The following is a 20,658-nucleotide window of genomic DNA, read 5'->3' on the forward strand; positions in this document are numbered from 1 at the left end:
GCCACTGCCACACATCAAACCCCGCCAACGCGGGGTTTTTTGTTGCCGTCGCGGCGCGCCGCTTCAGGTCCAGGCGCATACACCGTGCGCATGGAGCCCCGGCTTAAGCTGGCGCGCGCCTTCCTCCCGGAGCCATCGCGTGCCACTGGAACCTCAGCAGCTGCTCTTCCTGGTCATCCTGGCGGTGACGCTGGCGCTGTTCGTCAGCGAGAAGCTGCGCGTGGACCTGGTGGCCATGCTGGCCATGCTGGCCCTGACCCTGACCGGCATCCTCAACCCGCGCGAGGCGCTGTCGGGCTTCTCCAGCGAGCCGGCGATCATCGTGGCGGCGGTCTTCGTGCTCTCGGCGGGCCTGGCCGCGACCGGGATCACCGACCGCATCGGCCAGGCGATCGGCCGGGCCGCCGGCGGCAGCGAGTGGCGCACCATCGCGGTGGTGATGCCGGCCACCGCGGCGCTGGCCGCGTTCTCGCACCATCTGATGGTCACCGCGATGATGCTGCCGATCCTGATGCGGCTGGCGCGCGAGCAGAAGCTGGCGGCGTCGCGCCTGCTGATGCCGATGTCGCTGGCCGCCTCGCTGGGCACCACGCTGACCCTGATCAGCGCGCCGGCCTTCCTGCTGGCCAACGACCTGCTCAAGCGCTCGGGCCAGGACGGGCTGGGGTTCTTCGCCATCACCCCGATCGGCGCGGTGCTGGTGCTGCTGGGCACCGTCTACATGCTGCTGGGCCGCTGGCTGGTGCCCAAGCGCAGCGGCGAGTCCGGCAGCGACAGCTACATGCGCCTGGAGCGCTATTACACCGAGCTGGTGGTGGACGAGGACTCGCCGTGGATCGGCCAGTCCTACGAGGCGTTCCGCACGCACTTCGGCGAGCGCCTGCAGGTGGTGAACTGGCTGCGCCACGGCGTGCGCCGGCCCCGGCAGCGCGCCGACAGCCCGCTGCAGCGCGGCGACGTGCTGCTGGTGCGCGCCTCGCCCGACGAGATCGCCTCGATCAAGGACGAGCCCGGCCTGTCGCTGCATGCGGTGGTCAAGTACGGGGAGCAGCCGCGCGACGATGCGCGCAAGACCGAGCTGCTGGGCGAGGAGCAGCTGGTGCAGGCGGTGGTGGCGCCGCATTCGGAGTTCGTCGGTCGCAGCGTGGCCAGCATCGACTTCCTGCACACCCTGGGCGTGGTGGTGGTCGGCCTGTGGCGCAAGGAGGGCTGGCTGCACGGCGAGCTGTCCGAGGTGGCGCTCGAGGAAGGCGACCTGCTGGTGCTGTGGGGCCGCCAGAACACCTTCGGCAAGCTGGCCCAGCACCATGGCTTCCTGATGCTGATGCCGTTCGAGGCGCACCAGCGCAGCCGCCGGCGCGCGCCGCTGGCCCTGGCGATCATGGTGGCCTCGGTGGCCGCCGCGGCCAGCGGCTGGCTCAGCCCGCAGATCGCCTTCCTGGCCGGCGCGGTGGCCATGGTCGTCACCCGCTGCGTGGGCGTGGACCGCGCCTACGAGGAAATCGATGTGCGCATCTACGTGATGATCGCCGGCGTGATTCCGCTGGGGATGGCGATGGAGAAGACCGGCACGGCCGCCTGGTTCGCCGACATCCTCGGCCGCCATGCCGCGCACTGGAGCGCGCTGACCCTGCTGCTGGTGATGTTCGCCGGCGCCGCGCTGCTGACCCAGATCCTCTCCGACGCGGCCACCACCGTGCTGCTCACGCCCATCGCCCTGGCGATGGCCCAGGCGCTGGGCGAGCCGCAGACGCCGTTCGTGATCTGCATCGCCATGGGCGCGGTGGCCTCGTTCCTGACCCCGATCGGCCACCACGGCAACCTGCTGATCCTCAACCCGGGCCAGTACACCTTCGGCGACTTCCTGCGCGTGGGCGCGCCCCTGACCGCGCTGATCGCCCTGGCCACGGCCTGGATGGCGCGCTGGATGTGGCTGGGCGGGCCGCTGCTGCCGTTCGGCTGGGGTGGCTGAAGGCCGGCGCGCCGTGTCGCGGGCGTTGCGACGGGCGGGGGGCTAAAATCGGCGGGTTCACCTCAACCGCAGTGCCGCATGACCGACGACGCCATCCGCCCCACCTTCCACGGATTCGAACAGATCCCGCTGCGCGAGTACGCCGAGCGCGCCTACCTGGACTACTCGATGTACGTGGTCCTGGACCGTGCCCTGCCCTTCATCGGCGACGGGCTCAAGCCGGTCCAGCGCCGCATCATCTATTCGATGAGCGAGCTCGGCCTGGGCGCCGCCGCCAAGCCGAAGAAGTCGGCGCGCACCGTCGGCGATGTCATCGGCAAGTACCACCCGCACGGCGATTCGGCCTGCTACGAGGCGCTGGTGCTGATGGCCCAGCCGTTCTCCTACCGCTATCCGCTGATCGACGGCCAGGGCAACTTCGGCTCGTCCGACGATCCCAAGTCGTTCGCGGCCATGCGCTACACCGAGTCCAAGCTCACCCCGATCGCCGAGGTGCTGCTGGGCGAGCTGGGCCAGGGCACCACCGACTGGTCGCCCAACTTCGACGGCACCCTGGAGGAACCGACCTGGCTGCCGGCGCGCCTGCCGCACCTGCTGCTCAACGGCACCACCGGCATCGCCGTGGGCATGGCCACCGACGTGCCGCCGCACAACCTCAACGAGATCGTCAGCGCGCTGATCCGCCTGATCGACGACCCCGACGCGACCGTGGCCGACCTGTGCGAGCACGTGCGCGGCCCGGACTACCCGACGACCGCCGAGATCATCACCGCCCCGGCCGACCTGCGCGCGATGTACGAGACCGGCAACGGCAGCGTGCGCGCCCGGGCGACCTTCACCCGCGAGCACGCCAACATCGTGGTGACCGCCCTGCCCTACCAGGTCTCCCCGTCCAAGGTGATCGAGCAGATCGCCGCGCAGATGCGCGCCAAGAAGCTGCCCTGGCTGGAGGACATCCGCGACGAGTCCGACCACGAGAACCCGGTGCGCGTGGTGCTGATCCCGCGCTCCAACCGCGTCGACGCCGACCAGCTGATGGGTCATCTGTTCGCCACCACCGACCTGGAGAAGAGCTACCGGGTCAACCTCAACATCATCGGCCTGGACGGCCGCCCGCAGGTCAAGAACCTCAAGTCGCTGCTGGGCGAATGGCTGGGTTTCCGCTACGACACGGTCACCCGCCGCCTCAAGCACCGCCTGGAGAAGGTCGAGCGCCGCCTGCACCTGCTGGAAGGCCTGCTGATCGCCTTCCTCAACCTGGATGAGGTCATCCGCATCATCCGCAGCGAGGACGAGCCCAAGCCGGCGCTGATCGCGCGCTTCAAGCTGTCCGAGGAACAGGCCGACTACATCCTGGAAACCCGCCTGCGCCAGCTGGCCCGCCTGGAAGAGATGAAGATCCGCGGCGAGCAGGACGAGCTGGCCAAGGAGCGCGAGAAGCTGATGGCCACGCTGGATTCCAAGACCAGGCTCAGGAAGCTGGTCAAGGACGAGCTGCTGGCCGACGCCAAGAAGTTCGGCGACGAGCGCCGCTCGCCGCTGATCGCCCGCCAGGCCGCGCAGGCGCTGGACGAGACCGAGCTGGTCGCCAGCGAGGCGATGACGGTGGTGGTCTCGGAGAAGGGCTGGGTGCGTGCGGCCAAGGGCGGCGACATCGACACCGCCAAGCTGTCCTACCGCGATGGCGACGGCCTGCTGGCGGCGGTGCGCGCGCGCAGCAACCACCAGGTGGCGTTCCTGGATTCGACCGGGCGCGCCTACTCGACCGCGGTGCACACCCTGCCCTCGGCGCGCGGCAACGGCGAACCGCTGACCGGGCGCTTCTCGCCGGCGGCGGGCGCCTCGTTCCAGGCGCTGGCCTCCGGCGAGAACGACACCCGCTTCGTGCTGGCCTCCTCGCACGGCTACGGCTTCGTCACCCGCTTCGAGAACCTCACCAGCCGCAACAAGGCCGGCAAGGCGATGTTCAACCTCACGCCCAACGCCAAGGTGCTGCAGCCGGCGCTGGTGGCCAACCCGGCCACCGACCGCATCGTCGCGGTGACCAGCGCCGGCAACCTGCTGGCGATCGCCGCCAGCGACCTGCCCGAGCTGGACAAGGGCAAGGGCAACAAGCTGATCGACATCCCCAAGGCCAAGCTGGCCACCGAGCGCGTGGTCGCCATCGCCGCCATCGGCCCCGGCGGCACGCTGGCCGTGCACAGCGGCGCGCGCACCATGACCCTGTCGTTCAAGGACCTGGATCTGTACACCGGGACGCGCGCCACGCGCGGGATGCTGCTGCCGCGCGGCTGGCAGAAGGTCGATGGGCTAGATGTCCAGTAGCTCACCGTTCTGGCGCGCAGCGGCGCGTTCCTCGTCGCTGCGACTGACCCTGTTCGCGGCGCGGCAGAAGGGTGATGGGCTGGATGTTCGGTAGCACCCGGTGATGACGCCAGACGCCGCCGTCCTGATGGCCGCCTACAACCGCTGGATGAACCGGCGAATGTACGAAGCCGCAGCGCAGCTGCCGGAGGCGGCGCTGCGCCAGGATCGCGGCGCCTTCTTTGGCTCCATCCAGGCCACGTTCAATCACATCGCCGTGGGCGACACCGTCTGGCTGCACCGCTTCGCGCAGCCGGAGGCGGCTTCGATGCTGCGCGAAGCGCTGCAGCCCTTTCCGCTGCCGACCTCGCTCCGGCAGGAGCTGGCGGATTCCTTCGCCGGGCTGCAGCGCTACCGTGCCGCGCTGGATGCCGTCATCGTGCGGTGGGCCGGCGCGCTCACCAATGCGCAGCTGGAAGGCGAGCTGGTCTATCGCAATACGACCGGCAAGACGTTCAGGCGCTCCTGGCAGCAGCTGGTCCTGCATTTCTTCAACCACCAGACGCATCATCGCGGCCAGGCCAGCACGCTGCTGTTCCAGGCGGGCGTCGACGTGGGCGTGACCGACCTGATCGCGCTGCCGACCGAGGAGCTTTGAATGCAGCCGGACTTCTGGCTTCAGAAATGGCGGGACCACCAGATCGGCTTTCACCAGGACAAGGTGATGCCGCTGCTAGAGAAGCACTGGCCGTCACTGCAGCTGCCTGCCGGCAGCCAGGTGTTCGTGCCGCTGTGCGGCAAGTCGCTGGACCTGGCCTGGCTGGCCGCGCAGGGCCACCGCGTGCTGGGCCTCGAGCTGTCGCCGCTGGCGGTCGCGCAGTTCTTCGCCGAGCACGGGCTGACGCCGCACACGCGCGTCACCCGCTACGGCACCCACTACACCGCCGGCGACATCGAGCTGATCTGTGGCGACGTGTTCGACGTCGATGCCGGGCTGCTGGCCGACTGCGCCGGCGTCTACGACCGCGCCGCGCTGATCGCCCTGCCCGAACCGCTGCGGGCGCGCTACGTGGAGGAGGTCTACGGGCGCCTGCCGGCGCGCTGCCAGGGTCTGCTGATCACCCTGGAATACGCGCAGCACGAGAAGGCCGGTCCGCCGTTCTCGGTCGATGCGGACGAGGTGCAGGCGCGCTATGGCGCGCACTGGACGATCGTTTCGCTGGCGCGGCGCGAGATCCTGGCCTACGAGCCGCGCTTCGCCGCCGAGGGCGTCACTTCGCTGCAGACCGCGGTCTATCAGCTGCGGCGGCGCTGATCGGCCAACCGCTCGTGCCCGCAGGCGCGAGCGGTGCCACTCCGAGGGTCTCAGCCCAGCAGCATCTCCAGCACCGCCATGCGGATGGCCACGCCGTTGCCGACCTGACGCAGGACCAGCGACTGCGGGCCGTCGGCCACCTCGTCGGTGATCTCCACGCCGCGGTTGATCGGGCCCGGATGCAGCACCACCGCCTCGGGCGCGGCCCGCTTCAGGCGCGCGGCGGTCAGGCCGTAGTCGCGGTGGTAGTCCTCCAGCGAGGTCACCAGCCCTTCCTCCATGCGCTCGCGCTGCAGACGCAGCATCATCAGCACATCGGCGCCCTCCAGCGCGGCATCGAAGTCGCCGGTGGTCCCGCAGCCGGCGCACACCTCGCCGCCGGGCAGCAGCGTGTCCGGCGCGCACAGGGTGATGTCGGTGGCGCCGAGCGTGCGCAGCGCATGCAGGTCCGAGCGCGCCACGCGCGAATGCTTGATGTCGCCGACCATCACGATCTTGAGTTTGGAGAAGTCCGGGCCCTTGGCCTGGCGGATGGTCAGCACGTCCAGCAGGCCCTGGGTGGGATGCGCGGCGCGGCCGTCGCCGGCGTTGATCACGGTGGTGCCCTCGTGCGCGTGCGCGGCCAGCATCTGCGCGGCGCCGTCGTCGGGATGACGCACCACGAAGCCACGCACGCCCATCGCCTCCAGGTTGCGTAGGGTGTCCAGCGCGGTCTCGCCCTTGCGCGCCGAGGAGGTCGAGGCGTCGAAGTTCACCACGTCCGCGCCCAGGCGCTGGGCGGCGATCTGGAACGAGCTGCGCGTGCGCGTGGAGGGCTCGAAGAACAGCGTGCACACCGTGCGCCCGACCAGTGTGTCGCGCTTGTGCGTGCGGCCCAGCGCGGTGTCGCGGATCATGCCGGCGCGGTCGAGGATGCGGCACAGCGTGTCCTTCGGCAGGCCCTCCAGGGTCAGCAGGTGCAGCAGGCGTCCGTTGGAATCCAGTTGGCTCATGGTGTGCTCGTGGTGAGGCGAGGGAGCCGCGCGCGCGGCGCGCGGCGGGAAGGAATCAGGCGATCGGCGCCGCGCACGCGCTCAGGGCACATGCGTGGCGTCCTGCGGCGCGGCCAGCCAGCGCTCGACGATGACCGCGGCCGCCACCGCGTCCAGCGCCGCGGCGTCGCGCTTGCGCTTGCGCCCCTGCGCGCGGTCGACCGCGAAGCGTTGCGCGGCCTCGACCGAACTGGAGCGTTCGTCCACCAGCACCACCGGCAGCTGGTAGCGCTGGCGCAGCTCGCGGGCGAAGGCATGGGCACGCTTGCGGATCGGCTGGTCGCCGCCGTCCAGGGTCATCGGGTCGCCGACCACGAAGCCGTCCGGGCGCCATTCACCGCGCAGCTTGTCGATGGCGGGCCAGTCCGGCCCGCCCGGATGCACATCGACCACGGCCAGCGCGCGCGCGCCGGTGCCGAAGGCGCTGCCCACCGCCACGCCGATGCGGCGCGCGCCCACGTCGAAGCCCAGGACCGTGCCGTCGAGCCTCATCGACACACCGGAACGAAGGGGAAAGGCGACACCGCCGGAATCGCGCGGCGCCCTGCGGCACGGTGTCCGGCCGCCGTCTTCATGCGTGTCCGCTGTAATCCGTCATGCGGGTCATGTCCACGCCGATGCGGCCCCCGGCGGCCTGCCAGCGCTGGTCCAGCGGCAGGTCGAACAGCAGCTCGCCATCGGCCGGCGCGGTCAGCCAGCTGTTCTCGCCCAGCTCGAACTCCAGCTGCCCGGCGCCCCAGCCGGCGCAGCCCAGCGCGACCACGGCGTGGGCCGGGCCGGCGCCGCGCGCCATGGCTTCCAGGATGTCGCGCGAGGTGGTCAGGTACAGGCCGGCGCCGATCTGCATGGTCGACTCCCACGCCTCGCCGCCATCATGCAGGACGAAGCCGCGCTCGGGATGCACCGGGCCGCCGTACAGCACCACGCGGTTGCGCAGCGCCTCGTCGGTGGTCTCCAGGTTCATCTGCTGCAGCACCTCGCCCAGCGTGTACTCCGAGGCCCGGTTGACGACCACGCCCATCGCGCCATCGCCGTCGTGCTGGCAGATCAGCGCCACGCTGCGCGCGAAATGCGGATCGTCCAACGCCGGGAGCGCGATCAGCAGCTGGTTGGCCAGGTTGTCGGTCAGCAGGGACATGGCGGTCATTCTAGGGCATCGCCTGTCGGCAGGACGTCCCCGGCGCTGTCACTTGCGCGCCCGCACACGCCTGCCACACTCGGCCCCCAATCCTTTGACGGAGCACGGGCGGCAATGGGCACGATCGCGGTGGTGATGGTCGATGGCGTGGCGGACTGGGAGATCGGCGTGGTCCTGCCGGCGGCGCGGGCCTGGTTCGGCGATACCGTGCTCAGCGCCAGCATCGACGGCAAGCCGGTGACCAGCATCGGCGGCCTGCAGATCGTGCCCCAGTTCGCCCTGTCCGACCTGGCGCCGCTGGAGGCGGACCTGTGGATCCTGCCCGGTTCGGACCAGTGGCAGGCCGGCGAGATCCCCGGCCTGAGCGGCCTGCTGCGCGAGCGCGTGGCCGCCCAGCGACCGGTCGCGGCGATCTGCGGGGCCACCCTGGCCCTGGCCTACGCCGGGCTGCTGGACACGCGGCCGCATACCAGCAATGCGCTGGCCTTCCTGACCGAGCGCCTGGGCCCGGTCTATGCCGGGCAGGCCCACTACCGCGAGGAGAAGGTGGTCAGCGCCGACGGCGTGGTCACTGCGCCAGGCACCAGCCCGGTCAGCTTCGCTACGGCCTGCCTGCGCCTGCTGCATCCCGAGCGCGAGGACGACATCGCCGGCGTGGAGGCGATGTTCGCCGCGGAGTTCGCCGACTGACCTGATCGACAGGCTCAGCGCGGCCCCAAATCAACCGACCACGAAGGTCAGCGCGTGGTCCAGCATGAACATCGCCAGGACCACGAGAAACGGGCTGCGCAGCAACGGCCGCCCATAGGCGAAGCGGGCATGCAGCCAGAAGACGATGATCGCCAGATACAGCGCGATCATCGTGTAGATCACGCCCGCGAAGCCGCCGGCCAGGTGGATCCCCAGCCGCGCCAGACCAGGCTGGGCCACCATCAGCGCGGCAGCGACCACGAAGGCGACGTGCCGGAAGAAGCGGCGCCGGTACAGCAGCGCGAGCGCGTAGAACGCCACGAAGAACGCCGGATCGAACAGGAGGCCCGGTGAAAATCGTCGCCACTGCAGCCAGCCGACGCTGCCCGCGAACAGGACCACCAGCGCGATGGAAGCCCAGCCCAGCCAACGGTGCACGCGCGGCCTGCCCGCCTCGATCAGGAAGGGCTGCACGATCAGCAGCGCAAACCAGGCGACGCAGACGAGCGCGTGGAAGTGGACCGCGGCCGGCACGCCCGCGAAGTCCGGCGCGCGACCGAGATAGCCGAAGAACGGCGTGCCCGGGATACGCGGCGTGAAGCCGGCCAGGACCAGTGCCAGCAAGCCCAGGAAGAAGAAGCCGAGGTGGCGGTACGGGCGGCGCGCGGTCATGACGGAGAACTCGAGGGCTCGATGACACCAACGCCGCCTCGAGGCGGCGCAGGTCAGCCCCGGTTGAGCCGCGTCACCGGCATGGGCGGCCGATGACGCGCACGCGATCCGGCCAGCGGACCGATCAGGCCTCCAGGCCGATCGGGCAGCTCACGCCGGTGCCTCCCAGTCCGCAATAGCCGGCCGGGTTCTTGGCCAGGTACTGCTGGTGGTAGTCCTCGGCGTAGTAGAACGGCGGCGCCGGGTAGACGATCTCGGTGGTGATCTGGCCGTAGCCGGCCTCGCCCAGGCGCTGCTGGTAGGCGTCGCGGCTGGCCAGCGCGGCGTCGTACTGGGCCTGGGTCTCGCAGTAGATCGCCGAGCGGTATTCGGTGCCGCGGTCATTGCCCTGGCGCATGCCCTGGGTGGGATCGTGGTTTTCCCAGAAGGTGCGCAGCACCTCGTCCAGCGACACCTTGGCCGGGTCGAACACCACCCGCACCACCTCGGCGTGGCCGGTCATGCCGGTGCAGCTTTCCTCGTAGGTCGGGTTCGGCGTGAAACCGCCCTGGTAGCCCACCGCGGTGGTGACCACGCCCGGCAGCTGCCAGAACTTGCGTTCGGCGCCCCAGAAGCAGCCCATGCCGAAGCCGATGGTCTCCATGCCCGGGAACTCGCCCTTGAGCGGCTGGCCGTTGACGAAATGCACGTTGCGCAGCGGCAGCGGCGTCTGACGGCCGGGCAGCGCTTCTTCCGCGCGCGGCAGGCGCTGCTTGAACGCACCGATGCCGAGACGGCTGGTGAGGGACTCGAGCATGGGAAACCTCCTTCCAACGGATGGGTGGGGCGCCGCCGCGGCTTGTCATCGCGCCCCGGCGGAGCGCGTCGAAGCAGGATGGGGGGACTGGCCCTAAGCCGGCGACAGGCCCGGATCGGCGAACTCCCCAAAGATGGGGTCGACCGGGGGATCGAGCAAGCCCGCCGCCGCCAGCGCATCGCGCGCCTGCGGCAGGGCCACGTCCGGCACGCAGACGCGCAGCACGCCGAACAGCGGCAGTTCGCCGCCGGCGCCCAGCAGCGATTCGCCGAAGACGAAGGCCGGGATGCCCGCGTCTTCCAGCGCATGCCGCGCCAGGTGGGCATCGAACAGGTTGTTGGCGCGATAGGCCACTTGCATGCGGACCTCCAGCAGGGCTGCGGACTGGCGGCGAGCATACGTCCGGCGCGGCGGTTGGCCCGTCGATGCATCCGCCGCCCGGTGGGAGCCGCCATGGCGGCAATGGGCTTTACCGAAAGTCCTGCCAATCTTCTAGGTAGAGCCTCACCGCCGCCATGGCGGCTCCCACCGGGCCTCCACCCAGCTCACCCAGGGCTCAGACAACGCTTCGCATGGGCGCCCGCAGCGCACGCAGCGCGAGACTTCAGGCAGAGGGCCCGCGGCCGCTTGGGCTAGACTTGGCGTTTGAATCACGTCCTGCCTCCCATGTCCGATACGCCTGCCGCTTCCGCCGATTCCGCGCCCGAAACCCGCGCCCCCGACGCCCAGGCGCCGGCGGAGAAACGCGATTTCATCCGCCAGATCGTGCGCGAGGACCTGGCCCAGGGCCGCCACCAGGGCGTGCGCACGCGCTTCCCGCCCGAACCCAACGGCTATCTGCATATCGGCCACGCCAAGGCCATCTGCCTGGATTTCGGCGTGGCGGCCGAGTTCGGCGGGGTCTGCAACCTGCGCCTGGACGACACCAATCCGGCCAAGGAAGACCCCGAGTTCGTCGCCGCCATCCAGGACGATGTGCGCTGGCTGGGCTTCGACTGGGCCAACCTGCGCCATGCCTCGGACTACTTCGACGTGCTCTACCTGGCCGCCGAGAAGCTGGTCCAGCAGGGCGACGCGTTCGTCTGCGACCTCAGCGCCGAGCAGGTGCGCGAGTACCGCGGCACCCTGACCGAGCCGGGCCGCAACTCGCCCTGGCGCGAGCGCAGCGTGGAGGAGAACCTGGACCTGCTGCGCCGCATGCGCGCCGGCGAGTTCCCCGATGGCGCGCGCACGCTGCGCGCCAAGATCGACATGGCCAGCGGCAACATCAACCTGCGCGACCCGGCGCTGTACCGGATCAAGCACGTCGAGCACCAGAACACCGGCAACGCCTGGCCGATCTACCCCATGTACGACTTCGCCCACTCGCTCAGCGATGCGGTGGAAGGCATCACCCATTCGCTGTGCACGCTGGAGTTCGAGGACCACCGCCCGCTGTACGACTGGTGCGTGGAGAAGGTCGACCTGATCGGCCACCCCGAGCTGCTGCAGCCGCTGCTGGACAAGGGCTTTCCCAAGGAAGCCGACAAGCCGCGCCAGATCGAGTTCTCGCGCCTGAACATCAACTACACGGTGATGAGCAAGCGCAAGCTGACCACGCTGGTCACCGAGGGCCTGGTCGAGGGCTGGGACGATCCACGCATGTACACCCTGCAGGGCCTGCGCCGCCGCGGCTACACCCCGGCGAGCCTGCGCCTGCTGGTCGATCGGGTCGGCATCTCCAAGCAGAACTCGGTGATCGATTTCTCGGTGCTGGAGGGCTGCCTGCGCGACGACCTGGACGCCAGCGCGCCGCGGCGCATGGCGGTGATCGACCCGCTCAGGCTGGTGCTGACCAACCTGCCCGAGGACCACGCCGAGTCGCTGACCTTCGCCAACCACCCCAAGGACGAGGCGGCCGGCACGCGCCTGGTGCCGTTCTCGCGCGAGCTGTGGATCGAGCGCGAGGATTTCGCCGAGGTGCCGCCCAAGGGCTGGAAGCGCCTGGTGCCCGGCGGCGAAGTGCGCCTGCGCGGCGCCGGCATCATCAAGTGCGAGGAGGTCATCAAGGACGGCGAGGGCCGTATCGTCGCGCTGCACGGCACGCTCGATCCCGAGTCGCGTCCGGGCATGGAGGGCGCCAACCGCAAGATCAAGGGCACGATCCACTGGGTCGACGCCAGGGCGGGCGTGGCGGCGGAGATCCGGCTGTTCGATCGCCTGTTCTCGGTGGCCAAGCCGGACGATGAGAGCGAAGGCAAGACCTACCGCGACTACCTCAACCCCGAGTCCAAGCGCGTGGTCGCCGGCTTCGTCGAGCCGGCCGCGGCCCAGGCCGCGCCGGAGCAGTCGTTCCAGTTCGAGCGCACCGGCTACTTCGTCGCCGACCGCCGCGACCACACCCCGGACAAGCCGGTGTTCAACCGCAGCGTGACGCTGCGCGACACCTGGGCGGCGCAGGCCTGATGCGCCCCTGGCGCGCCCTGCTCGCCCCGCTGCTGGCCGCCGTGCTGCTGGCCGGCTGCGCCGCGCCGGCCAATACCCAGGGCGTGCAGCCGTCGCCCGCGACCGACCCGGCGCCTGCGCCGGCCCCCGGTGCGCAGACCGGCTCGAACGCCACGCCCGCGCCTTCGCGCCCCCCCAGCACGCCGGCCAAGGTCCAGACCCAGTGCACGAGCGACGCGCAGTGCGTGGTCAAGAACATCGGCAGCTGCTGCGGCGAACTGCCCGCCTGCGTCAACGTGGACAGCCCCACCGACCCGGCCGCGGTCCAGGCGCAGTGCCAGGCCAGCGGCCGCATGGGCATCTGCGGCTTCCGCCCGATCAGCGCCTGCCAGTGCCAGGCCGGCACCTGCCAGCCGGCGGGCGACGGCGCCGGCAGCCTGACCCCCGCTTCTTCCGCACCGCTGCAGATCCGCTGATGCTTTACGCCCAGGTCCATCTCACCCTGCCCGCCTGGGTCCACGACGCCGTGGACCTGGGTCGCGCCTACGCCGGCGATGCCGACAAGGTGGCGCTGGCCATCACCCTGTCGCGGCTGAACGTCGAGCACGCCAGCGGCGGGCCGTTCGGCGCGGTGGTGTTCGACGGCGACCGCATCGTCGCGGCCGGCGTCAACCGCGTGGTGCCGCACAACACCTCGCTGGCCCATGCCGAGAACATGGCCTACATGCTGGCCCAGCAGCGCACGCAGAGCTTCCGCCTCAATGCGGTCCTGTCCGGCCCGGTCACGCTGGCCACCTCGGCCCAGCCCTGCTGCCAGTGCTTCGGCGCCACGGTGTGGGCCGGCATCGACCGGCTGCTGATCGGCGCGCGCGCCGAGGACGTCGAATCGCTGACCGACTTCGACGAAGGCCCGCTGCCGGCCGACTGGGTCGGCGAGCTGGGCAAGCGCGGCATCGAGGTCGTGCGCGACCTGCACCGCGACGACGCCCGCGCGGTGCTGGCCCACTACGGCCAGCACGGCCCGCAGTACTGAAGACCCCCGCTTCGATGCCCGCGAACGCAGCCGCCCGCGTCCTTTCGGCCGTGACGATCCGCCCCCTGACCGTGGCCGACGCGTCCGCGCTGAAAGCGTGCCGCGTGGCCGGGCTGCAGGAAACACCCGAGGCCTTCCTGTCCACGGCGGCCGAGATCCAGGCCACGCCGCTGGCGCAGTTCGAATCCGAACTGGCCGACGCGGATATCCGCTATGCCGGCGCCTTCGACGGCGAGCGGCTGGTGGGCTTCATGCGCACGGTGCGTTTCTCGCGGCGGGCGCGGCGCCACGTCGCCGAGGTCCGCAGCGTGGTGGTGCGCGCGTCGCATCGCCGCCAGGGCATCGCCGGCCGCCTGCTCTCGCACCTGATCGCACAGGCGCGCGACAGCGGCATCGAGGCGCTGCTGCTGACCGTGGTCGCCGACAACCTGCCGGCCCGCCGCCTGTACGAGCAGGCCGGCTTCGCTGTCTACGGGATCGAACCGTGCGCCGTGCGCCGGGACGGTGTGGATGAGGACCAGCTGCTGATGCGGCTGGCGCTGCAGGCGCCGGGCCCATGAGCGGCCACGCAGCGGTCGGTTCGCAGCCGCGCGCACGCCGGAGGCAGGCATGAAGGCCATCGGCCTGCTGTGCTATTGCCGCCAGGGCTTCGAGCCGGAGCTGGCGGCCGAGCTGACCCAGCGTGCGGCCGAGGCCGGGCTGGCCGGCTATGCCCGTACCCAGCGCAACGAGGGCTATGCGGTCTTCGCCTGCGAGGACGCGGGGCTGGGCCAGGCCCTGCCCTGGCGCACGCTGGTGTTCGCACGCCAGAAGCTGGCGCTGATCGCCGAACTGCGCGGGCTGGACCCGGCCGACCGCATCACGCCGATGCTGGCCGCGCTGGACGGCCTGCCGCGGCTCGGCGATGTGTGGGTCGAGCACCCGGATTCGGACACGGCCAAGCCGCTGGCCGGGCTGGCGCGCAGCTTCGGCAATGCGCTGCGTCCGGCGCTGCGCAAGGCCGGCCTGCTCAGCCCCAGGGAAGACCCGCGGCTGCCGCGCCTGCACGTGCTGTTCGTCGCCGGCGACCACGCGCTGCTGGGCCTGGCCCAGCCCGGCGACGCCGCGCCCTGGCCGCTGGGCATCCCGCGCCTGCGACTGCTGCCCGAGGCGCCGTCGCGCTCGGCGCTGAAGCTGGAGGAAGCCTTCCTGGCCCTGCTCGATGCCGACGAGCGCGCGGCGCTGCTGCGCGCCGGCATGCGCGCGGCCGACCTGGGCGCCGCCCCGGGCGGCTGGACCTGGGTGCTGACCCGCCAGCAGCTGCAGGTCACCAGCATCGACAACGGCCCGCTGCGCCAGCACGTGCTCGAGACCGGCCTGGTCACCCACCTGCGCGCCGACGGCTTCCACTGGAAGCCCGCCCAGCCGCTGGACTGGATGGTCTGCGACATGGTCGAGCAGCCGCGCCGCGTGGCCGAGCGCATGGCCACCTGGCTGCGCGAGGGCTGGTGCCGGCACAGCGTGTTCAACCTCAAGCTGCCGATGAAGAAGCGCTGGGACGAGACGGTGCTGTGCCTGGAGATCCTGCGCACGCAGTCCGGCGGCCTGCGCACCCTGCGCGCCAAGCAGCTGTATCACGACCGTGAGGAGATCACGGTGTTCGCCTCCAAGGGCGAGAAGTGAGCCCAGTCGGGTAGCGGCGGGCGACCTCGCCCGGTCGCGTGGCTTGACGCATTGCCCATTTCGCCCGGCGCCCCATCGCCGGCCGTGACGGTCTCAGCCCCTGCAATCGCCCCATGCGATGCTGGCATCCGTCAAAGGGAGGGCCGCGCCATGCAACCGATCCAGCTCAAGGACCCGGCCGGGTTCGCCGAGGAATTCCTGCGCCTGTCGCTGATGCAGGGCTTCGGCTCGCTGAACAAGCGCGACCTGGAACTGCTGACCTTCGTGCTGCTCGAGCGCGATGGCGCGATCCCGCGCGACAGTTCCAACGCCGCGGCCGCCTTGCAGCTGCGCATCACCGCCACCCGGGTCAAGAGTCTGCGCCGCGACGGCTATGCGCGCTGGCGGGCGCTGGTGCCCGAAGAACCCGACGCGGCCCTGCAGCGGATCGTGGCCACCGTGCTGACCGAGGACAACCTGCGTTCGGGCGCCAAGCACGTCAGCGAACGCGCCAAGAAGGACGGCTTCCTCGCCATCCGCGTCGAGCATCCCGACGATGCGCAGCAGTTCGAGCAGGCGATCCTCGAGGTCGGCGCGCTGCCGGTGTACGAGCGCAACCGCGAGGTGGTGGCGGTGCGCTTCGACACGCTGCTGAAGATCGCCGAGAAGTGGGGCTACCTGCAGCCCGACCCGGCCGCCGTTGCCCGCGAACTGAAGAAGCTGCAGCCGGCCTCGGCCGAGGTGGCCGACCTGCTGCAGAAGGACGTGACCAAGCTGCGCTGGGTCGACGCCCGCAACGCGCTCAACAGCCTGGGCGCCAAGGCCATCGCCTCCACCGCCGAGGGCGGGCTGAAGGGACTGCTGAAGCTGGTGTTCCCGTTCCTGCCGTAAGCACAGCGACGGCGGACGCCAGCGCCTGTGGAGCGGAGCTGGCTCCGCTGCGGCTTTCCATGACCTGGCCGAAGAACAGCGGAGCAAGCTCCGCTCTACAGACCGCGACGCCGCGTTAGAGCCCCGCGGCGCGACGCCACAGCAGATCGGTCAGCGGCGGCAGCCTGCCGGTCAGGCCGAGCAGCGGGCCGCGCGCCAGGGTGGTGTGCAGCTCGTCGGTGGAGAACAGACGGTTGATGCCGTCGAAGGTGTAGGCGGCCACGGTGTTCTCGCTCAGGCGCGTGCGCGCCCAGCGCTGCAGCCGGTGCGCGCCGTCCCACGGCGCCTGGCGCGCCTGCGCCTGGGCCACGCTGTCCAGCAGCCCCGCCACGTCGCGCAGGCCCAGGTTGACGCCCTGCCCGGCCAGCGGATGCACCGCGTGCGCGGCGTCGCCGAGCAGCAGCACGCGGCCCTCGACATACTCGCGCGCCAGCTGCAGGCGCAGCGGGAACGCCGCGCGCGGCGAGTCGACGACCAGCTCGCCCAGGCGCCCGCCGAAGGCCAGGGTCAGCTCGCGCGAGAACGCGGCCTCCTCCAGCGCCAGCACGCGCGCGGCCTCGGCCTGCGGCAATGTCCACACGATCGAACTGCGTCCCTGGGTGCAGGGCAGCACGGCCAGCGGACCGGTCGGCAGGAAGCGCTGCCAGGCGGTGTCCTCGTGCGGGCGTTCGGAGCGGATGTAGCCGACCACGCCCTGCTGGCCATAGTCGTGCCCCTGCGTGCCCAGCCCGGCCAGCTGGCGCAGCGTGGAGGCCGCGCCGTCGGCGGCGATCGCCAGCCGGGCCTCCAGCCGCGCACCGTCGTCCAGCGTCAGGCGCACGCCGGTCGCGTCCTGTTCCATCGCCTCCACCCGCGCCGGGCAGCGCAGCTGCACGCCGGCCGCCGGCAGCGCGGCCCACAGGCGATCGGCCAGCAGGCCGTGTTCGATCAGCCAGCCCAGTTCGCGCCGGCCCAGGCGATCGGCGTCGAACACCAGCTCGCCGCCGCCGGCCGCGTCCCACACGCGCATGCGGCGGTACGGCTGGGCACGCGCCCCACGCACCGCGTCCCACACGCCCAGGCGCTGCAACAGCGCGGCATTGTCCGGGGCGAAGGCGTAGACGCGCAGGTCCGGCGTTTGCGCCGACCACGGCGTCGGCGCCTGGCCCTCGACCAGCACCACGTCCAGCCCGCGCCGGGCCAGACCCAGCGCGCAGGCGGCGCCGACCACGCCGCCGCCGACCACGATCACATCGCTGCGCGCGCGCCGGCTCATGCGCTCGCCTCCCGGCACAGCGCCGGCACGTCGCCGGCGAAGCCCATCGCGCCGCCGACCAGCATCGACTGCACGCCCGGCAGCCGATCGATGGCCAGCAATCCGGCGCTGCGCAGCGGCCGCAGCAGCGGCGCCGCGTTGCTGGTCAGCCGCGCCAGGCCATCGGAGAAGCGCAGCGTGCGCTCGCGATCCGGGCCACGCCGCGCTGCATGGCCGGCCAGCAGCGCCTCCTCGCCCGGGTCGTCGCCTGCGGCGATCAGTTCGGCCAGGGTCAACGCATCGCGCAGGCCCAGGTTGAAGCCCTGCGCGCCCAGCGGATGGATGGTCTGGGCGGCATTGCCCAGCAGCACCGCGCGCGGCGCGACCGTGCGCTGCGCCAGCACGCGCACGATCCGGTAATCGCTGCGCGGCCCGCTGGCGACGAAACGCCCGGCGCGCCAGCCGAACACCGCCTGCACCCGCGCCAGCCACGCCGCCTCGTCCAGCGCGGCCACCGCATCGGCGTCGTCCTCGCGCACGGCATGGATCAGCCCGTAATGGCGATCGCCGCGCGGCAGCAGCGCGGTCGGGCCGTCGTCGGTCAGCCGCTCCCAGGCGCTGCCGTCCGGCGCGCGGCTGGTGCGCACGCGCGCCACGAACAGGCGCTGGCAGTAATCGTGCCGCTGCGCCTCGATGCCCAGTGCCTCGCGCACGCTGCTGGCGCTGCCGTCGGCGCCGACCAGCAGCGGGGTTTCCAGCGCCTGTTCGCCCGCGTCGGTGGCGATGCGCAGCCGGCGCACGCCGTCGGCCATGCCCGCCAGCGCCACGAAGCGCGCCGGCCGGTAGCGGGTCACGTGCGTGCACGCACCCAGGGCCTCTTCCAGGGCCTGGCCGAAATCGCGCGCCACCACCACCTGGCCGAAGGCCTCGCGGCCGTAGTCGGCCGCCTCCAGCAGCACCCGGCCGAAATCGCCGCGGCGGCTGACATGGATGCGGCGGATCGCGCCGGTGGGCGCGTGCAGCCGCGCCATCACGCCCAGCGCGGTCAACGCATTGACCGTGGCGGCGGCGAAGCTGAGATTGCGCTCGTCGAACACCGCCGGCATCTGCCCCGCCGGGGTCGCCTCGATCAGGGCGACATCGCGCCCCAGCCGGTCCAGCGCGATCGCCAGGCTGGCCCCGACCAGGCCGCCGCCGACGATCACCACATCATGTCGTGCACTCATGCGGCCATGATACGGCCCGGTCCGTCACGGACGCTGCAGGCCCGCGCACGCATCCGCGCAGGCCCCATGCGGCGCGAACGCGCGATAGAATCAGCGTTCATGCACCAGACCGCCCCCATGACCCCGCTCCCCACCCGCACCGGCCCGCGCGCGGCCATCCTGGCCGTGCTGGCCGCCGTGATGATCGCCACCCGCCTGCACCTGCCGGCGCTCTCCACCCACATCGGCGCGCTGCCGGACGCCTCCTGGGCGGTGTTCTTCATGGCCGGGTTCTACCTGCGCGGCTGGTCGCGCTGGGCCTTCCCGCTGTTCATGGCCCTGGCCGTGGGCGTGGACTATGCGGTCATCACCGGCCTGGGCCTGGATTTCTGGAAGCACTACTGCGTCTCTGCGGCGTACTGGTGCCTGGTGCCGGCCTACCTGGCGCTGTGGCTCGGCGGCAGCCTGACCGCGCGCGCCGCCGCGCACCTGCGCCAGGAGCGCGCCCTGGGCCTGGCCGTGGTCGCGCTGGTGGCCGCGGTGGCGCTGTGCCACCTGATCAGCCAGGGCAGCTTCTACTGGATCAGCGACAGCGTGCCGCAGCCGACGACGCTGGCCGGCTGGTGGAAGAACTACAGCGACTGGTTCTGGCCCTTCCTGCGCAGCACCGCCATCTACGTGGGCCTGGGCGTGATCGTCCATGCCGGCGTGCAGCAGGTCGTGCGCCTGGCCCGCCCGCGGGACCGCACCGCCGGCTGAGGGCCGGCGTGCCGCGCATGGGACACCGCCTGTCGCGCATCTATACGCGCACCGGGGACGACGGCACCACCGGCCTGGGCGACGGCAGCCGCACCGGCAAGGATTCGGCCCGGGTCACTGCCTACGGCACCGTGGACGAGGCCAATTCGGCCATCGGCGTGGTGCTGGCGGCCCCCGGCGTGGCGCCCGACATCCAGGCGCTGCTGACCACGGTCCAGCATCAGCTGTTCGACCTGGGCGGCGAGCTGTGCATCCCCGGCCATGCCGCCATCGCCGCGGCCGACGTGGACGCGCTGGAGCGGCAGCTGGACCGCTACAACGAGGCGCTGCCGCCGCTGAAGGACTTCATCCTGCCGGCGGGCGGCGAGGCGGCCGCGCGCTGCCACCTGGCCCGCACCATCGTGCGCCGGGCCGAGCGCGAGACCGTGGCGCTGTCGCGCCTGGAGCCGGTGCGGCCCGAGGCGATCGGCTACCTCAACCGGCTCTCGGACCTGTTGTTCGTGCTGGCCCGCGTGCTGGCGCGGGCCGACGGTGCCGGCGAGGTGCTGTGGGACCACCGGCGCCGGCTGCCGGCGCCGTGATCATCCTCACCCACCCGGCCTGCCTGGGCCACGACACCGGCCCGGAGCATCCCGAGCGCCAGGCGCGGCTGGAGGCGGTGCTTGCGGCGCTGCGCCGCGATCACGGCGACCTGGACTGGCGCGAGGCGCCCGCGGCCAAGCTCGGCGACCTGCGCCGGGTGCACACCCCCGAGCACATCCATGCGGTGATGGAACACGACTTCAGCGGGCATGTGATGCTCGACCCGGATACGGTGGTCGGCCCCGGCTCGCGCGCCGCGGCGCTGCGCGCGGCCGGGGCGGTGATCGCCGCGGTCGATGCGGTGATGGACGGCCGCGACCCGGTCGCCTTCTGCCCCGTGCGCCCGCCCGGGCACCACGCCACGGCCAGCGCGGCGATGGGGTTCTGCCTGCTCAACAACATCGCCATCGGCGCGGCCCATGCCTGCGAGCACCACCGGCTGGAGCGGGTGGCGGTGGTGGATTTCGACGTGCATCACGGCAACGGCACCCAGGCCATCTTCCAGGACGACCCGCGCGTGGCCTACTTCAGCAGCCATGAGTCGGGCCTGTTCCCCTACAGCGGGGCGCCATCCGAGCGCGGCGTCGGCAACGTGCTCAACGCCCTGCTGCCGCCGGGCAGCGGCAGCTTCGCCTTCCGCAACCTGTGGGAGGACCGGATGCTGCCGGCGATCGAGGCCTTCCGCCCGCAGCTGCTGATGATCTCGGCCGGCTTCGACGCGCACATGCGCGACCCGCTGGCCGACCTGATGCTGGACACCGAGGATTTCGACTGGATTACCGGGCGCCTGCGCCGGATCGCGGACACCCACGCGTCGGGCCGGATCGTCTCGGCGCTGGAGGGCGGCTACGACCTGGAGGCGCTGGCCGAGTGCGCCAGCGCGCACGTGGCGGCGCTGCGCTGAGGCCCCTGCGGGCCGCCCTGAACCCGAG

General features: G+C 71.6%; 22 protein-coding genes. 14 read left to right on the forward strand and 8 right to left on the reverse strand.

Annotated features, from left to right (window positions below; all coding sequences use genetic code 11):
- Nucleotides 1-145: 145 nt before the first annotated feature.
- The 4 genes from LAJ50_RS13445 (at nucleotide 146) to LAJ50_RS13460 (ending at nucleotide 5,591) form a co-directional block, all read left to right on the forward strand.
- Nucleotides 146-1,972 (forward strand): SLC13 family permease, encoded by a 1,827-nt coding sequence (locus LAJ50_RS13445; protein WP_138652609.1) that lies wholly within the window; start codon nucleotides 146-148, stop codon nucleotides 1,970-1,972.
- Nucleotides 1,973-2,050: 78 nt separating this feature from the next.
- Entirely contained in the window at nucleotides 2,051-4,297 is a 2,247-nt protein-coding gene (gene parC / locus LAJ50_RS13450) for a DNA topoisomerase IV subunit A (RefSeq protein ID WP_138652593.1), read from the forward strand.
- 103 nt (nucleotides 4,298-4,400) lie between these two features.
- Nucleotides 4,401-4,934 carry a DinB family protein gene (locus tag LAJ50_RS13455; protein WP_138652591.1) on the forward strand — a complete coding sequence of 178 codons (534 nt, stop codon included), beginning with the start codon at nucleotides 4,401-4,403 and terminating at the stop codon, nucleotides 4,932-4,934.
- Nucleotides 4,935-5,591 (forward strand): thiopurine S-methyltransferase, encoded by a 657-nt coding sequence (locus LAJ50_RS13460; RefSeq protein ID WP_138652589.1) that lies wholly within the window; start codon nucleotides 4,935-4,937, stop codon nucleotides 5,589-5,591. It begins immediately after the preceding gene.
- Nucleotides 5,592-5,641: 50 nt separating this feature from the next.
- On the opposite strand, the gene LAJ50_RS13465 is transcribed toward LAJ50_RS13460, so the two are convergent.
- The 3 genes from LAJ50_RS13465 to LAJ50_RS13475 all read right to left on the reverse strand — a co-directional run bounded on the left by LAJ50_RS13465 (nucleotide 5,642) and on the right by LAJ50_RS13475 (nucleotide 7,760).
- Nucleotides 5,642-6,583, reverse strand: coding sequence for an aspartate carbamoyltransferase catalytic subunit (locus LAJ50_RS13465; protein WP_138652587.1), 942 nt, complete (start codon nucleotides 6,581-6,583; stop codon nucleotides 5,642-5,644).
- Between the two features lie 81 nt (nucleotides 6,584-6,664).
- A complete protein-coding gene (gene ruvX, locus LAJ50_RS13470) occupies nucleotides 6,665-7,114 on the reverse strand; it encodes a Holliday junction resolvase RuvX (RefSeq protein WP_138652585.1) in 450 nt (149 codons plus the stop codon).
- A 79-nt stretch (nucleotides 7,115-7,193) separates the two neighbouring features.
- Nucleotides 7,194-7,760 (reverse strand): YqgE/AlgH family protein, encoded by a 567-nt coding sequence (locus LAJ50_RS13475; protein ID WP_130549691.1) that lies wholly within the window; start codon nucleotides 7,758-7,760, stop codon nucleotides 7,194-7,196.
- A gap of 114 nt (nucleotides 7,761-7,874) precedes the next feature.
- On the opposite strand from LAJ50_RS13475, the gene LAJ50_RS13480 reads away from it, so the two are divergent.
- Nucleotides 7,875-8,450, forward strand: a complete 576-nt coding sequence (locus LAJ50_RS13480) for a type 1 glutamine amidotransferase family protein (protein ID WP_138652583.1) — start codon at nucleotides 7,875-7,877, stop codon at nucleotides 8,448-8,450.
- 30 nt (nucleotides 8,451-8,480) lie between these two features.
- Here the strand turns inward: LAJ50_RS13480 and LAJ50_RS13485 are convergent, their stop codons facing one another.
- From LAJ50_RS13485 to LAJ50_RS13495, 3 genes are all read right to left on the reverse strand, one after another.
- Nucleotides 8,481-9,122 carry a hypothetical protein gene (locus tag LAJ50_RS13485; RefSeq protein WP_138652581.1) on the reverse strand — a complete coding sequence of 214 codons (642 nt, stop codon included), beginning with the start codon at nucleotides 9,120-9,122 and terminating at the stop codon, nucleotides 8,481-8,483.
- A 124-nt stretch (nucleotides 9,123-9,246) separates the two neighbouring features.
- Complete coding sequence (gene msrA, locus LAJ50_RS13490) at nucleotides 9,247-9,918, reverse strand: peptide-methionine (S)-S-oxide reductase MsrA (protein ID WP_138652579.1); 672 nt, start codon at nucleotides 9,916-9,918, stop codon at nucleotides 9,247-9,249.
- 93 nt (nucleotides 9,919-10,011) lie between these two features.
- Nucleotides 10,012-10,278, reverse strand: a complete 267-nt coding sequence (locus LAJ50_RS13495) for a DUF2007 domain-containing protein (RefSeq protein ID WP_138652577.1) — start codon at nucleotides 10,276-10,278, stop codon at nucleotides 10,012-10,014.
- Nucleotides 10,279-10,584: 306 nt separating this feature from the next.
- Here LAJ50_RS13495 and LAJ50_RS13500 point away from each other — a divergent pair, with 306 nt between their 5' ends.
- The 6 genes from LAJ50_RS13500 to LAJ50_RS13525 all read left to right on the forward strand — a co-directional run bounded on the left by LAJ50_RS13500 (nucleotide 10,585) and on the right by LAJ50_RS13525 (nucleotide 15,907).
- Complete coding sequence (locus LAJ50_RS13500) at nucleotides 10,585-12,363, forward strand: glutamine--tRNA ligase/YqeY domain fusion protein (protein ID WP_138652575.1); 1,779 nt, start codon at nucleotides 10,585-10,587, stop codon at nucleotides 12,361-12,363.
- Nucleotides 12,363-12,818, forward strand: coding sequence for a hypothetical protein (locus tag LAJ50_RS13505; RefSeq protein WP_138652573.1), 456 nt, complete (start codon nucleotides 12,363-12,365; stop codon nucleotides 12,816-12,818). The genes LAJ50_RS13500 and LAJ50_RS13505 overlap by 1 nt, the downstream gene beginning before the upstream one ends.
- Nucleotides 12,818-13,375 carry a nucleoside deaminase gene (locus LAJ50_RS13510; RefSeq protein ID WP_138652571.1) on the forward strand — a complete coding sequence of 186 codons (558 nt, stop codon included), beginning with the start codon at nucleotides 12,818-12,820 and terminating at the stop codon, nucleotides 13,373-13,375. The genes LAJ50_RS13505 and LAJ50_RS13510 overlap by 1 nt, the downstream gene beginning before the upstream one ends.
- Before the next feature lie 50 nt (nucleotides 13,376-13,425).
- A complete protein-coding gene (locus LAJ50_RS13515; protein ID WP_224096323.1) occupies nucleotides 13,426-13,935 on the forward strand; it encodes a GNAT family N-acetyltransferase in 510 nt (169 codons plus the stop codon).
- A 49-nt stretch (nucleotides 13,936-13,984) separates the two neighbouring features.
- Entirely contained in the window at nucleotides 13,985-15,037 is a 1,053-nt protein-coding gene (gene rlmM / locus LAJ50_RS13520) for a 23S rRNA (cytidine(2498)-2'-O)-methyltransferase RlmM (protein WP_138652567.1), read from the forward strand.
- Nucleotides 15,038-15,187: 150 nt separating this feature from the next.
- On the forward strand, nucleotides 15,188-15,907 hold the full coding sequence (locus LAJ50_RS13525) for a hypothetical protein (protein WP_138652565.1): 720 nt from the start codon (nucleotides 15,188-15,190) through the stop codon (nucleotides 15,905-15,907).
- 115 nt (nucleotides 15,908-16,022) lie between these two features.
- Here LAJ50_RS13525 and LAJ50_RS13530 read toward each other — a convergent pair whose 3' ends face one another.
- Nucleotides 16,023-17,201, reverse strand: coding sequence for a UbiH/UbiF family hydroxylase (locus tag LAJ50_RS13530; protein ID WP_138652563.1), 1,179 nt, complete (start codon nucleotides 17,199-17,201; stop codon nucleotides 16,023-16,025).
- Complete coding sequence (gene ubiH, locus LAJ50_RS13535) at nucleotides 17,198-18,406, reverse strand: 2-octaprenyl-6-methoxyphenyl hydroxylase (RefSeq protein WP_138652561.1); 1,209 nt, start codon at nucleotides 18,404-18,406, stop codon at nucleotides 17,198-17,200. The genes LAJ50_RS13530 and ubiH overlap by 4 nt, the downstream gene beginning before the upstream one ends.
- Nucleotides 18,407-18,523: 117 nt before the next feature.
- On the opposite strand from ubiH, the gene LAJ50_RS13540 reads away from it, so the two are divergent.
- From LAJ50_RS13540 to LAJ50_RS13550, 3 genes are read left to right on the forward strand one after another with little or no spacing between them, the layout of a single operon-like run.
- A complete protein-coding gene (locus tag LAJ50_RS13540; protein ID WP_138652559.1) occupies nucleotides 18,524-19,144 on the forward strand; it encodes a hypothetical protein in 621 nt (206 codons plus the stop codon).
- A 17-nt stretch (nucleotides 19,145-19,161) separates the two neighbouring features.
- Entirely contained in the window at nucleotides 19,162-19,725 is a 564-nt protein-coding gene (locus LAJ50_RS13545) for a cob(I)yrinic acid a,c-diamide adenosyltransferase (protein WP_138652557.1), read from the forward strand.
- On the forward strand, nucleotides 19,722-20,630 hold the full coding sequence (locus LAJ50_RS13550) for a histone deacetylase family protein (protein ID WP_138652555.1): 909 nt from the start codon (nucleotides 19,722-19,724) through the stop codon (nucleotides 20,628-20,630). The genes LAJ50_RS13545 and LAJ50_RS13550 overlap by 4 nt, the downstream gene beginning before the upstream one ends.
- Nucleotides 20,631-20,658: the final 28 nt, after the last annotated feature.

It is taken from the genome of Pseudoxanthomonas sp. X-1 (assembly GCF_020042665.1).
GTDB lineage: Bacteria > Pseudomonadota > Gammaproteobacteria > Xanthomonadales > Xanthomonadaceae > Pseudoxanthomonas_A > Pseudoxanthomonas_A spadix_A.